Origin of the sequence: Flavobacterium sp. KACC 22761 (genome assembly GCF_034058155.1) — a bacterium.
Lineage (GTDB): Bacteria > Bacteroidota > Bacteroidia > Flavobacteriales > Flavobacteriaceae > Flavobacterium.
Genome location: NZ_CP139148.1, coordinates 4,538,943 through 4,552,202, shown reverse-complemented (window position 1 = coordinate 4,552,202; position 13,260 = coordinate 4,538,943). Strand labels below are relative to the sequence as shown.

The window sequence follows — 13,260 nt, the reverse complement described above, 5'->3', positions numbered from 1 at the left end:
TTAGAGTTAGAAAGGTTCAAAGTGACAAAATGACAAAGGCTGAGAGGTTCAAAGTTCAAGCAAAGAAACCTTTGTCACTTTGTAACTCTGTGCTTTTGTACCTATTTTAGGCGTTTTTTTAATTGGTAATCATACAACGAAGGTGTTTTTTCAATTGGCGTGTTCAAAAATTCTATATAAGGATCGACATCGTATTTGATTTCAAATTTTGTGTTTCCGTGAACGCCAATAATTCTGGCTAAAGCGCCATCTTTCATTCCGTACAATAAAACAGGTTTTGCTGGATCCGGATTTTCAACGACAACATTTAGATTCCAAAATGTACTGAAAGGCGCATGCGATGGCTTCCAATAATCGGCGCCGCCACCCCCGAATAGCGCGTAACTATTGTTTTTATCAGCCTTTAAATGAACTGTAATGTTGTCAAATAAATTTTGATGATTCGCTCCAGAATGCTGATCTAAAACCGGATCTGTAAAAATTTCACAGTTTTGATAAACGTTTTTAGTAGCAAAAGTGTTGAAACTTAAGGGATGAACAGCCGAATTATAAATTTTCAGATTCTTCACCATGATATTATGAACACCGCCCAAAGTCACGGTGTAATGTGCTAAATGTGTTCCATCTGTCGTGATATCCTGAATTGTAGTATTTGCGACTTCTTCAGCCAAAATGCCACTATCGGCGTTGGTTATTTTGACATCTTTAACCCAACTATTGAAAAGACGCGTCAAAAAAATACCGTTATTTCCTGTTTCAACATGATGTGCAACTCGTGGAATATCTGGAAAAGTAAAGCGAAGATGCTCAATTCCAACTTCATTTAAATGTTTCCATTCCACCAATTGCGCTTGATAACTTGGTTTGATTGAAATAGTCAAAGGCGTTTTTAAAGTAATTTTTGAACCAGAAATTTTAGTGATTTCAACTTGTTGCCTCACAATTGGGAGTTTTGGGTATTTCCAATGGTGTGAACCCGGTTTTACGTTAGCTCCTTGATACAAATCTTTAATGATTTCGCCGTTTTCGCCATCTTTATTAAACAATTGCAATTCAACAACATCGCCAACTTTTAATCCTTTTAAATCGGATACAATAATCGTATGTTCACCCATTTTTCCCGAACTGACTTTCGCCAACGGATTAGATTCAGGTTCATATTTATCCAAATACGATTTCACACGCTCGCCCGGTATTTGTGTCCAGATAAATCCTCCAGACCATGCATATTGTGAAAAAGGCAAATCAATATTGTTTTCTGGCTCGCGCTGTCTTTTATCTAAAGTCGTAAGATATTCACGAAGTTCTGCCAAAGCTTCAGAATCTTTAAGATACATCATCGGTCTCGGACAATAGATTTCAGTTCCGTTTTCAGCAGAACCAGCACCGCGAAGCACAAAATTGCTTCTTTCGATATAAAGAATTTCGCTAAGAATAATTCGTCCAGCTGACAATTGCAAAATTACATTTCCTTCAACAGCATTAGCGGCTTTAAAAGCTTTTAAAAGTGCTTTCGAATCATCTAAATTGTCATTTGCTTTTACGCCAAAATCAACTGCATTGATTACTTTTCCGTTGACTTCAGGAATTTGATTTTCGCCGAAATGATACCCAGCGTAACTAAAATCGGGAAGATAATTTGTTTTTGGAGAAGTAATAATGTTCGGTAATTCCTGCGCCAATATCGTGTTCATAAAGAGCCCACAGGATATAATAATGGCTTGGCGAATCATGGTTTTTTGTGGTTTTGGTTAGTTAGTTTTTTTTGTGATTTTGCCGCTAAGGCGCTAAGACACAAAGATTATTTGTTTTTTGTTTCATGCAGATTCGGCAGATTTTTTTTAAAATATATCTGCTAGTATCAGCTAAAATCTGCCGAATCTGCGTGAAATTTTTAAGCTTTTTTGATTAAAAAACTTCGAGTCTTAGCGCCTTCGTGGCAAAACCAATTATAAAGATCGTTTGATCCCCAATTCAAGTCCGCGCAACTCTGCAAGACCTCTCAAACGGCCAATTGCAGAATAACCCGGATTTGTTTTTTTCTTCAAATCGTCCAGCATTTGATGTCCATGATCTGGTCGCATTGGCAATTTGCTGTTGTTTCTTTTTTCCACTTCAAGAATTGCTTTTACGACTTCGTACATATCAACATCGCCTTCAAGATGATTCGCTTCGTAAAAACTTCCTTCTTCGTCGCGTTGTGTGCTCCTCAGGTGAATAAAGTTCATTTTGTCGCCATGACGTCTTACGATCCCCGGCAAATCATTATCAGCACGAACACCATATGAACCAGTGCACATTGTAAATCCGTTTGATTTTGATGGCGCAGCATTCATCAATTCTATTAAATCTTCTTCGGTGCTAACTACTCTTGGCAAACCTAAAATCGGGTAGGGAGGATCATCTGGATGAATCGCCATTAAAACGCCTTTGCTTTCGGCAACCGGAATAATTTCTTTTAGAAAATGAAAAAGATTATTCTTTAAAGCTTGTCTGTCAATATGATTGTAAGCGCTTAATGTGACCAAGAAATCTTCGACCGAATAAGCTTCTTCAGCGCCCGGAAGTCCAGCCAGAATATTTTGCTGTAATTTGATTTTGTCTTCTGCAGTCATGGCTTCAAAATAGCTTTTAGCTTTCTGAATTTGTTTTGCATCATATTCGTTTTCTGCGCCCGGTCTTTTCAAAATGAATAATTCAAAAGCAGCAAAAGCATTAATGTCAAAACGTAACGCTTTTGAACCATCTTGAACTGTGTATGACAAATCGGTTCTTGACCAGTCTAAAACAGGCATAAAGTTGTAACACACGCATTTGATGCCGCATAAAGCCAAATTGCGAATACTTTCTTTATAATTTTCAATATATTCCAGATATTTTCCAGTTTGTTTTTTAATGTCTTCGTGAACTGGAATACTTTCAACAACCGACCAAATCAAACCAGAAGCACCTTTTTTAGGATCTCCATCTTCGTGTTCAATTTCAACTTTTCGTTTAATGATTTCTTCAATGCTCCAAACTTGCCCGTTTGGAATATGGTGCAATGCAGTTACAATTCCCGTTGCTCCGGTTTGTTTAATATCTTGTAAAGAAACAGGATCATTTGGTCCGAACCATCTTAATGTTTGTTCCATTTTTTTGTTTTTAAAAAATTAAATACTCGTTGCAGCAAAACCGCCATCAACTTTTAATACTGTTCCGGTAACGAATTTTGACATATCGCTGCATAAGTATAAAAGCGCGCCATCAATATCTTCGGGAGTTCCAAATCGTCCCATTGGAGTTTGGCCAATGATTTTTTCACCTCTAGGCGTTAAATTTCCTTCTGGAGTCAACAATAAAGCACGATTTTGTTCGCCAATGAAGAAACCTGGCGAAATAGCATTTACACGAATGCCTTCGCCATATTTTGTAGCCAATTCAACCGCCATCCATTGCGTGAAATTATCAATAGCCGCTTTTGAAGCCGAATATCCAACTACTCTGGTCAAAGGTCTTTGAGCCGATGCCGATGAAATGTTGATAATGTTTCCTGATTTCTGTTTAGCAAAAAGCTCTGAAAAAACCTGTGAAGGCAAGATTGTTCCAATGATATTCAAATCGATTACCTGTTGTAAATCTTCAGTTTTCATGTCATAAACCGACTGATCTGGCTGAATTGTTGCACCCGGCATATTTCCGCCGGCAGCGTTGATTAAAATATCGAGACGGCCGTATTTTTCAACAATAAAATCTTTTATTTTTTCAATTTCTTCTTTAATCAAAACATTGGCTTGAACAGCAAAAGCTTGACCACCGTTTTCTTCGATTGTTTTTACTGTATTTTCTGCTTTTTGAAGCGATTGAGAAACGATCCCTACAATTACGCCTTGTTTTGCCAAAACGTTTGCAAAGTTGCTTCCTAATACGCCGGCACCACCTGTTATAAGTGCAATTTTTCCTTTTAAGTTAAATATTGAATCCATGTAGTTATGATTGTTTTCTGATTGTCTGAATAGTATCTAAGACATTTTTGGTTTCTTTTTCGATTGTTGCATAATCGGCTTCGTTCATGCGCTTTTTTGTAATCAGTTTGCTTCCTAATCCAACTGCGGTAACACCAGAAGAAAACCAGCTTTGAATGCTAGAATAAGTAGTGTCAACACCTCCAGTCACCATAAAAGTCAAATTAGGAAAAACATCTTTGATGCTGCTCATAAAGTCTGGGCCAAGGATATTTCCGGGAAAAAGCTTTATGAATGAAACGCCAGCATTTTCTGCAGCAATAATTTCTGTTGGAGTCATGCATCCTGGCGAGTATAACGTTTTGTTGCTTTTTAAAAAAGTGGCAACTTCAGGAACAAAACCCGGACTTATAAAAAAATCTGCACCAGCATCGTGAAAATCTTTGGCTTGTGATTCATTTTTAATGGTTCCAATTCCTAAAAGCATTTCGGGCATTTCAGCATTTCTTGCTTCAACCATTTTTTTGAAATTAGCTAAAGCTTCTGAACCACGGTTTGTATATTCTACCGCTCTGATTCCTGCATTGTATAACGCACGAAGCACTTCGATGCTGACCATTTCATCGGCATTAAAATACAGAGGAAGGATGCCCTGGTTTGCAATAATTTCTATTGTATTTTGAACAGATTTCATAATTAAATTTTTACTTTAAAAACAAGTTTCTTCAATTGACCGTCGCCAATCATAGCGGCGTGAACATCTTCTGGGAATAAAATCGTAAACTGTTTTTCTTGCAACTGAAAAAACATGTCTGGTTGGTCATGAAAAAAGCGAACGTCTTTTTCGTCGCTATAATTTCCATTTGGATTTATACATTTTTCTCTTGGTTTCCATGCGTAAGTTTCAGGGCCTTTTACTACAATTTGTATATCAATGTTTTTGTCATGACATTCAAAACCTTTTATGCTTTCTTCTTTGGTTGTTCCTTGACCAGCAATTACGATTACTTTTAATCCTTCTACAATTTCAATAACGCCTTCTTCCAAATTGTTGATGTCGGTTTGATTTACAAAATCAAAAGCTTTTTTAAAATTTGGATGCAAACCGTAATATTTTGTCGCGTTGTTTAATGAATCTATTATCATTCGTATTTGGTTTTATATTTTGTTCTGATCTGAATAATTTTTTCTTTTTGAAAAACATCAACACAGTCTTATTGTGATGAATTTGATGGTGCTAAAAATATTTTAATTTTTAGTTTAGATTTTTGTTGTTAAAGAACTGGTTATTAATGTTTTATTTGTTATTCTTGTTTGTTTTATGTCAGGTTTTGTCTTTTGTCATGTTTTATGACGGAAATCGCCAGTTTATATTTTTATTTTAGTTGTAATTTTACTTTAAGTAATATTTGTAAAATAATTGATTATCAATATTTTTGATTTTTTTTTGTCATAAAATAAATTATGATTTATTTAAACAATTACCTAGAAAAAAAATAAACAAATTGCATTGTTGTTTTTATGGTTTGTGTATTTTTGCGTGTACGCACACGGTATTTTGCAAATGTATATAAAAAGACATGTAAAACAACTTATATTTGATAAAAAAAATAATAATTTTACGTGGGTATTCTATTTTTTTAACCTAAATATCAGAAATATCATAACAATTAAAAAAATTGCAGAACTTGCAAATGTGTCACCAGGAACAGTTGACAGGATTATTCATAATCGAGGGCAGGTTGCACAGGAAAATGTAGATAAAGTCAATGCCATAATTGAAGAATACGGATATAAGCGCAATATTCTGGCGAGTAATCTTGCTTTGAATAAGAAGTTTCATTTTGCTGTTTTTTTGCCCAAATATGAAGATCTAGAATATTGGAAAAGTCAGATTTTAGGTGTGGAAAAAGCGGCAGAAGAGTTTGGGAAATTTGGCGTGGTACTGGATTATTTTTTCTATGATTTTAATAAGGAATCTTTTCAAAAGCAAATTCAGAAAGTAATTGATTTTGAATGTGACGGATTGCTTTTTGCACCAATTTTTTATGAGGATTCTGTTCGGTTTTTGAATGAATATCAAAAAAAACAGATTCCGATTGTGATGATCGATTCCAATATTTCTGAAGAAAATGAATATGCTTATGTTGGTCAGAATGCTTTTCAGAGCGGATATCTAGCCGGAAGACTGATTAGTTTTGCTGTAAAAAATGAAAGAAAGGTTTTGGTTTTCAAAATTGCAAGAGAAATTGAAAGTACATCGGTTTATCTGCAGCGAATTGATGGATTTTATTCTTATTTTAAAGATCATGATGAACTGACCAATTTCAGTTTTTCTGAAATTACGATTAAAGATTCAGGAACTGATCAATTGTGTATGGAAATGTTTAAAGACATTCACAGTGTTTTTGTACCCAATTCAAGAGCTTATATTGTAGCACGATTTTTAGAAAAGAATAATATAAAAGGTGTCCGAATAATTGGCTTCGATTTGTTAAATGAAAATATCGAATATTTGAATAAAGGTGTGATTGATTTCCTGATCAATCAACGCCCAGAAGAGCAAGGATATATGGGAATTAATTATTTGTACAAAAAATTAGTACTTCAGGAAGAAGTCGAACAAATCCAATACATTCCGTTGGAAATTATTTTAAAAGAAAATTATTTTCCTGTGAAGAAATAAGATTTTAACTAAATAAATGTATTTCAACATAGCCCACGGTTTCAACCGTGGGAGAGCTAATGCATAATATCAACTCGTTTCCCGCGGTTGAAACCGGGGGCTATGTTTGAAATTAAAAAACAAAAAATTTTGTGACTTTGTGTTTTCGTGGCAAAATCATTTCTTCACCTTAAAAACAAGCGGATTATTTATTTTCTCAGCAAATGAAGTCAAATACATTTCCCATTCTTGTTTGTTTTGAAACGGACTTCCTTTTTTCCATCCAAAGCCAGTATAATAAATGGCTTTGTTGTTTTTAAGCGGAATATTTCCGTACAAATTGCTTAAATCAGTTTCGTTGGTAACGTGATTATCAAAGCTTGCCAAAGTGTTTTTTGGAGCCACTAAACCTAAACCAATTTCAGAATCATCGATTGGTTCCCAATAGCTCAACCAGCCATTTTTTAAATTTGTGCCAATAGTACCTTTTTTCTCATGAAGCGTCAATCCAACAGAAATGCTTTTTGCTCCCGTAATAGTAGTTTCAAAACGAGAAAGATAACTTCCATAATCCAGACTGATTAATTTTGATTCGGTTATTTTATTTCCTTTAGCATCCCAATCGGCGTAAGTCAAAATAAAACTGGTTCTAATTGGTCCGGTCGTAATGGTTTTCCAGCTAATGAAATTCTTCGAAAAATAATATTTTCCATCCACATTTACGGCAATTCCGCCAATTCCACGGCTGTCGCCAACATGAAAATTATCCAAACCTTCACCAGTATCCTTATGATAAGTTCCTTTTCCTGAAGTCATTTTTTCGTACCATTTGTTGATAATCGGGTAATCGACTCTTTTTAGCCAAGCATCCATTCCGCTGGTCAAAGTGCCGCCGGGAACTTTGTCTTCAACCATTTTTTGTGCCACAGGACCATAAGTTCTAAAAGCTACTTTGTTGTTTTCCCAAGCATAATCGTCTGTACGCTCTGGAACAAAACGAGAATAACAACTAATTACTTTTGATGCAGAAGGATTTGTTCCAACAAAAACTTCAAAATCTTGTTTTGAAGAAGCTTTGATTTTTGGCTGAAATAAAAGAACGTCCATAGTTCCGTCGTCGTCATTGTCAACTGTTTGGGTTTCTAGAAATGAATTGGTGCTTTTATCCTTTATGGCATAATTTTCAAGTTTGGCATCTGCAGACAATCCAAGTGATTTTTTAGTCAATTCGATTGTTTCAAATTCGCGGTCAATTTTTAGGGAATTGCTTACTGTGATTGTTTTATTTTGAGAATGTATGGCAAATGTGCCAGTCAAAAGAGTGATCAGAAAAAGTTGTTTTTTCACAATTTGTAGTTTTTATTTTTAATAGGTTCGATAGGATTATAAAATTACAAATCAAATGCCACATATAAATACAGAAGTGGAGTAATTTTGTACAGAAGCATTGAATATCTGGTAGGGTTTATTTTGCAATGAATTTGATATAAAATATTTTCCGTAAATTTCAATACTTGTGTTTTGTGCAATTATGAATTCTAATTAAATGAAAATCAATAAAATGGTTAAATGTGTTATTTTCGATTGCGATGGAGTTTTAGTCGATACGGAAAAAATTGGGAACGGAATCTTGCTTGAAATGGCGGCTGAACATGGTTTTGAAATGCATATCGAAGATGCGTATCGAAATTTCAACGGCCGAAATTTAAAAGATTGTTTCCGCCATATTGAAGAAGCGATCGATCAAAAACTCCCTGATTCTTTTGAAACGGAATATCGCCAAAAAAGCTTTGAAGCGTTTAAAACACAGGTAAAACCAATGAAAGGCGTTATTGAATTTATCAGAAATATTGAAAAACTACAAATTCCGTATTGTGTCGCATCGAGCGGGCCTGTAGAGAAAATCCGTTTGAATTTAGAAGTTGTGGGGTTATTGGATAAATTCGAAAACAAAATATTCAGTTCATACCAAATCAACAGTTGGAAACCAGAACCAGGAATATTTTTGCATGCTGCCAAGGAAATGGGGTTTGACGTAAAACACTGCATTGTTCTGGAAGACAGCAAAGCAGGAGTAAAAGCTGGAATTCAGGGCGGATTTAAAGTCTATGGTTTTGCAAATGGTTATAATAATTCTGATTTAGAAGAAGAAGGCGCAGTGCTTTTTAATGATTATGAAGAGCTGTGTTCTTTGCTTCAGATTTAGATTTTCCTTAACCTCAAAGTTCTCAAAGGTTTACGCAAAGCATGCAAAGATTAAAAAATAATGCCACAGATTAAAAAGATTTACACAGATTTTAAAAATCATTTTTAATCCTTTCAATCTGTGGCAAAAAAACTTGCGAACCTTGCGTAAACCTTTGCGAACCTTGCGTAAACCTTTGCGAACTTAGCGGTTAAATCAGCAAACAGGCAATAAAAATTATTATTCCGTAACACTACGGTAAAGAAACTTTAGGTTTTAATACCTAAAATTGCGGAGTTATTTTAAATGCTCCAAAATCTGAATTTCATTATGAATTTTAAAACTTTTCCCCACTATAAAAGCTGGCTCGCAGTTCTGTTTTTTATTTTCTTTAATTATACCATTTCAGCCCAAAAAACAAAGAATTTACAAGGTGTTCAGGTTGCTTTTTTGTCCGATGTTCATCTGCAGGATTTATTTGGAACATTCTCAGATAACGATTTTAAAGGTGTTTTGAATACCAAAACCAAAAAATACGCGTTAATAAGAACGATGGCCTCGCAATTGCATTCGACGAGAATTTTCAATGAAAATTATTTTGCCTTCATCGCCGCTCTTGAAGATATTGCAAAACGAAAAATAAAATACGTTGCACTTCCAGGCGATTACACCGATGACGGACAGCCAATACACGTGCGAGGATTACAAAAGATTTTAGACCAATATCAAAAAAAATATGGTATTGAGTTTTTTATAACTACTGGAAATCATGATCCGGTTGGACCATTTGCTCAGGAATCGGGTAAAGAAGATTTTTTAGGAGAAGAAGGAAAAAGCCAACCCATTTTTAGCAAAGACGGCATGTATAAGCCAAACATGAATATCGAACAGCCAGTTGTCATAACAGCCGATATTGCTAAAATGGGTTATTTAGGCATAACAAATGATCTAAAGAATTTCGGTTTTTATCCGAATAAAAAATACAAATTTTGGGCAACTCCTTTTTCGTCTTACAATAGCCAAAACTATAATTATACAAAAGCGCTTGAATCTTCGGCTTTAAAAAATAGAGTTTATGAAGTTGCTTCTGGCTATGAAGTTCCAGATGTAAGTTATGTCGTTGAACCAATCGACGGCCTTTGGTTGATGGCGATTGACGGAAATGTTTATATCCCAAAGAAAAACGGAGAAGATCCGAAAGATTCCAAAAGTTATTCTGAGGCTAGCACAGGTTATAATAATGTGCTTTCCAATAAAAAACATCTTATAAAGTGGGTTCAGGATATTTCGGCGGAAGCCAAACTTCGAGGGAAAACTTTAATTGCTTTCAGTCATTTTCCGATGATTGATTTTAATGATGACGCTTCCGCGGAAATTAAAGAATTATTAGGTCCGAATAAATGGCAGTTGAACCGAGTTCCTATTGAAGAAGTAGCGCAAGTTTTTGCTGATGCCGGATTGAAAATTCATTTTGGCGGACACATGCACATTAACGATACCGGAACTCGAACAACGCAAAATGGCAATACTTTAGTAAATATTCAAACGCCGTCGCTTGCGGCTTATATTCCAGCTTATAAATTATTGACAATTCAGAAAGATAATCTTGTTGATATTCAGACGATCACAATTGATAATGTTCCGAGGTTTGATGAACTTTTTGATTTGTACAAAATGGAATATCAGTTTTTGCAAAGCCAAAATGCGAAGGATATTTGGAATAAAGCTATTTTAGAAACCAAAACGTACCACGAATTCACTGATTTTCATTTGAAAGAATTGGTTCGCCTTCGTTTTCTGAAAGACGATTGGCCTGCAGATTTTGCATCTTTTATTCTGAATGTTTCGGCTCAGGATTTATTGGTTTTAGCGAATATTCAATCTGAGAAAGATTTTGATTTTATTCTGAAAAACAAAGCACAATTTCAAAAAGAATGGAACGAAGCCGAATTGAAATCGGAACAAATTTTAAAAGAAAATAATCTTAAAACAGCAGATTTCAATTGGACGGGAAATGATCTTTTAATTGACTTTTATCGTTTTAGAAGTGCCGATGAATTGGCTCTAGCCGATGTTGGTTTGGAAAGAGCAAAACAATACAAAGTGTTGTCGAAATTGTTTCTAGAAAATGCAGCTAATTCAAATGATACGCCTCTTCAAAAACAAATGAAATTGTTCCTGATTATCTTCAATAAATTCATGCATGAAGTTCCCGCAGATCATTTTACGGTTGATTTGAAAAGTGGTGAAATTAACCGCAAAGAACGCTAAGGTTTACGCAAAGCACGCAAAAGTTTTTTTTAATCTCGCAAAGACGCAGAGTCACAAAGATTATAAAAACTTTGTGACTCTGCGTCTTTGCGAGCAAATTTAAGCAACAAAGTTCGCAAAGCTTTTACATTTAGCTTTGCGAACTTTGCGTTTATGTAAGCAATATTTGGTAAAAAACCTTGCGTGCTTTGCGGTTAAAAAAATTAAGGCACATTTACAGGATTCGTTCTCACATAAGTTCCATCATCATATTTAATTTGGTAAGGGGAATCGAAGAAAGTACTTGGCAAATAATAATCGGTTGAAATGATTTGTGCTCCTGATTTTTTTGCGGCTTCAAAATGTGAATAATCATTTTTTCGTGCTTCTTTAGTGTCAGAATCTGCGCGGGTTCTTATTAAGTAGCCTTTTTTTACCAAATCAGTAATTGAAGGATCTTCAGAATTATTTCTAAACATCCAAGCTGCTTCTGGTTTTCCTGGTTCAGCATTAATAAAAACGGCGCGTCCCTTAAGGGACGGATGATTCAATGCGTACAAATCTCTTTTTGCGCCGTTATTATCTAATAAGAGTATAAATTTTCCTTTTGCTTTTTTCAATGTTGGCCAATTGTTGTTCAAAACGGCTTCTTCAAGAGTTTTGTATTTGCCACGAACCATGTCTGGTGTGATAATTTTATTTCCTAAACCTTTGCGAAGTTCTTTGTCTAAAGCATCAAAAAGTTCAGCTGTAAATTTTTCTGCTTTTGTGCCCAAGTAACTATCGTCGTCTTTTGGTTCTAAAGTGATAAAAACCGGAACATGATCAGGATTTGCATTCGACCATTTTTTTAGTTCTGCAAGACAACTTTGAAGCGTGTAGCAAGAAGTTCTAAAATCGATATCGATCATATGAAAAATTTTAAAACCCGGTTTTTTCATTTCTCCATTCGGATCGTAAGCCTCTTGTGATTTTGCAATATCAAGACCTTTTGGATGTGCAAATTTTCCACCTTTCGGATCAGCTTGAATATCAATTTCTAAGTTACGCAAACCTCTATTTAATTGTTCTGTGATACTGATGTGCGTGTATTGTAAGCCTTTTAAAGAACGCGAAGTGTCCTTTGCCTGAATGGTATTGTATAAATCAGTTTCGATGGTGTGGCGATAACTGTTGTGCGAGCCAATAACTTGAATTTGGTTGATTTTTAAATTGTCATTTTGCGCCTGACTAAATTGAAAAGTTCCTGCAAATAGTATTGCAAACAGAATTTGTTTCATGATTTTGATGAAATTAAGATTTGGAATTAAGAGGACGCAGCAACAGAGAATTGCTTTTTTTAGAGATTACTAAAATAGGATTGCAATTTATTTTTTGTGTTAGCTAAACGAAAAGAAATTTCAAACCAAATATCATTTTTGCCCGAAAATAGTAGTATTAATAAAGCAAATGCATTCGTAATTTAATTTAAAGATAACTTTGAGGAAAAAAATATTGGTGCCGTATTTCCTTATTTTACATCTCCAAATACTACCAAAAGGCGCCATGAAGAATCCTGAAATTTTTGAAAAAACGTATACGCAATACTGGAAAAAGCTTAATGCTTTCTCTTATACGATGACTCAGGACAAAGATTTGGCACAGAATATTGTACAGGATGTTTTTATTGATTTATGGGAAAGAAAAGACGACCTTAATATTAATGCGATCGAACCTTATTTATTTCGTGCCGTAAAAAATCAGGTTTTCAAACATTATCAAAATAATCGTTTTGACAAGACAATTTTAGAAGATCAGTTTGAGGATTACATCATAGACAATTTTGCGTCGATTGATCCTGAATTGATGGATCTGCTTTATGCAGCATTAGATAAACTTCCAGAGAAAAGAAAAGAAGTTTTATTGATGTACAAGTTTCAAGATATGTCAATCGACCAGATTGCAGACGAACTCGGAATTTCGAAACAAACCGTGAAAAACCAAATTTCATCGGCATTAAAACAATTGCGCGAAGGCTTGAAAGACTTGGCTTGGCTTGCTCCTTTGTTTATTTTTCATAAAAACTTTTAAGATAACTTTCTGTTGATGTTTTCATAATATTTCCGGATAGTACGATTTAAAGATTCTGGTACTTACTTGTAATAACAAACCTTTTTAATTGAATTGGTTTTTTTAAACACATAGAAACATAGTATTTCTTTTTGAGAAAGGAGATT

11 protein-coding genes are annotated in these 13,260 nt (G+C 34.6%); 4 read left to right on the top strand and 7 right to left on the bottom strand.

Going from position 1 to position 13,260, the window contains the following annotated elements; genetic code table 11:
- Positions 1–101: 101 nt before the first annotated feature.
- The 5 genes from SCB73_RS19305 to SCB73_RS19285 all read right to left on the bottom strand — a co-directional run bounded on the left by SCB73_RS19305 (position 102) and on the right by SCB73_RS19285 (position 5,090).
- The gene (locus tag SCB73_RS19305; protein WP_320567811.1) at positions 102–1,694 is read right to left on the bottom strand and encodes a hypothetical protein; all 1,593 of its coding nucleotides are present in this window, start codon (positions 1,692–1,694) and stop codon (positions 102–104) included.
- A 255-nt stretch (positions 1,695–1,949) separates the two neighbouring features.
- The gene (uxuA, locus tag SCB73_RS19300) at positions 1,950–3,134 is read right to left on the bottom strand and encodes a mannonate dehydratase (RefSeq protein ID WP_320567810.1); all 1,185 of its coding nucleotides are present in this window, start codon (positions 3,132–3,134) and stop codon (positions 1,950–1,952) included.
- Between the two features lie 18 nt (positions 3,135–3,152).
- Positions 3,153–3,965: an SDR family oxidoreductase gene (locus SCB73_RS19295; RefSeq protein ID WP_320567809.1), complete on the bottom strand. Its 813-nt coding sequence runs from the start codon at positions 3,963–3,965 to the stop codon at positions 3,153–3,155.
- A 4-nt stretch (positions 3,966–3,969) separates the two neighbouring features.
- The gene (locus tag SCB73_RS19290) at positions 3,970–4,638 is read right to left on the bottom strand and encodes a bifunctional 4-hydroxy-2-oxoglutarate aldolase/2-dehydro-3-deoxy-phosphogluconate aldolase (protein ID WP_320567808.1); all 669 of its coding nucleotides are present in this window, start codon (positions 4,636–4,638) and stop codon (positions 3,970–3,972) included.
- Positions 4,639–4,640: 2 nt separating this feature from the next.
- Positions 4,641–5,090 (bottom strand): NanQ anomerase/TabA/YiaL family protein, encoded by a 450-nt coding sequence (locus SCB73_RS19285; protein WP_320567807.1) that lies wholly within the window; start codon positions 5,088–5,090, stop codon positions 4,641–4,643.
- A 418-nt stretch (positions 5,091–5,508) separates the two neighbouring features.
- Between SCB73_RS19285 and SCB73_RS19280 the strand changes: the two genes are divergently transcribed.
- Positions 5,509–6,630 carry a LacI family DNA-binding transcriptional regulator gene (locus tag SCB73_RS19280; protein ID WP_320567806.1) on the top strand — a complete coding sequence of 374 codons (1,122 nt, stop codon included), beginning with the start codon at positions 5,509–5,511 and terminating at the stop codon, positions 6,628–6,630.
- Positions 6,631–6,786: 156 nt separating this feature from the next.
- Here the strand turns inward: SCB73_RS19280 and SCB73_RS19275 are convergent, their stop codons facing one another.
- Positions 6,787–7,956 carry a DUF4861 family protein gene (locus SCB73_RS19275; protein ID WP_320567805.1) on the bottom strand — a complete coding sequence of 390 codons (1,170 nt, stop codon included), beginning with the start codon at positions 7,954–7,956 and terminating at the stop codon, positions 6,787–6,789.
- A gap of 199 nt (positions 7,957–8,155) precedes the next feature.
- On the opposite strand from SCB73_RS19275, the gene SCB73_RS19270 reads away from it, so the two are divergent.
- The gene (locus SCB73_RS19270; RefSeq protein WP_320567804.1) at positions 8,156–8,815 is read left to right on the top strand and encodes an HAD family hydrolase; all 660 of its coding nucleotides are present in this window, start codon (positions 8,156–8,158) and stop codon (positions 8,813–8,815) included.
- A gap of 309 nt (positions 8,816–9,124) precedes the next feature.
- Complete coding sequence (locus SCB73_RS19265; protein ID WP_320567803.1) at positions 9,125–11,065, top strand: metallophosphoesterase; 1,941 nt, start codon at positions 9,125–9,127, stop codon at positions 11,063–11,065.
- Between the two features lie 203 nt (positions 11,066–11,268).
- On the opposite strand, the gene SCB73_RS19260 is transcribed toward SCB73_RS19265, so the two are convergent.
- Positions 11,269–12,324, bottom strand: a complete 1,056-nt coding sequence (locus SCB73_RS19260) for a phosphatidylinositol-specific phospholipase C1-like protein (RefSeq protein WP_320567802.1) — start codon at positions 12,322–12,324, stop codon at positions 11,269–11,271.
- A gap of 265 nt (positions 12,325–12,589) precedes the next feature.
- Here SCB73_RS19260 and SCB73_RS19255 point away from each other — a divergent pair, with 265 nt between their 5' ends.
- Entirely contained in the window at positions 12,590–13,114 is a 525-nt protein-coding gene (locus tag SCB73_RS19255) for an RNA polymerase sigma-70 factor (protein ID WP_320567801.1), read from the top strand.
- Positions 13,115–13,260: the final 146 nt, after the last annotated feature.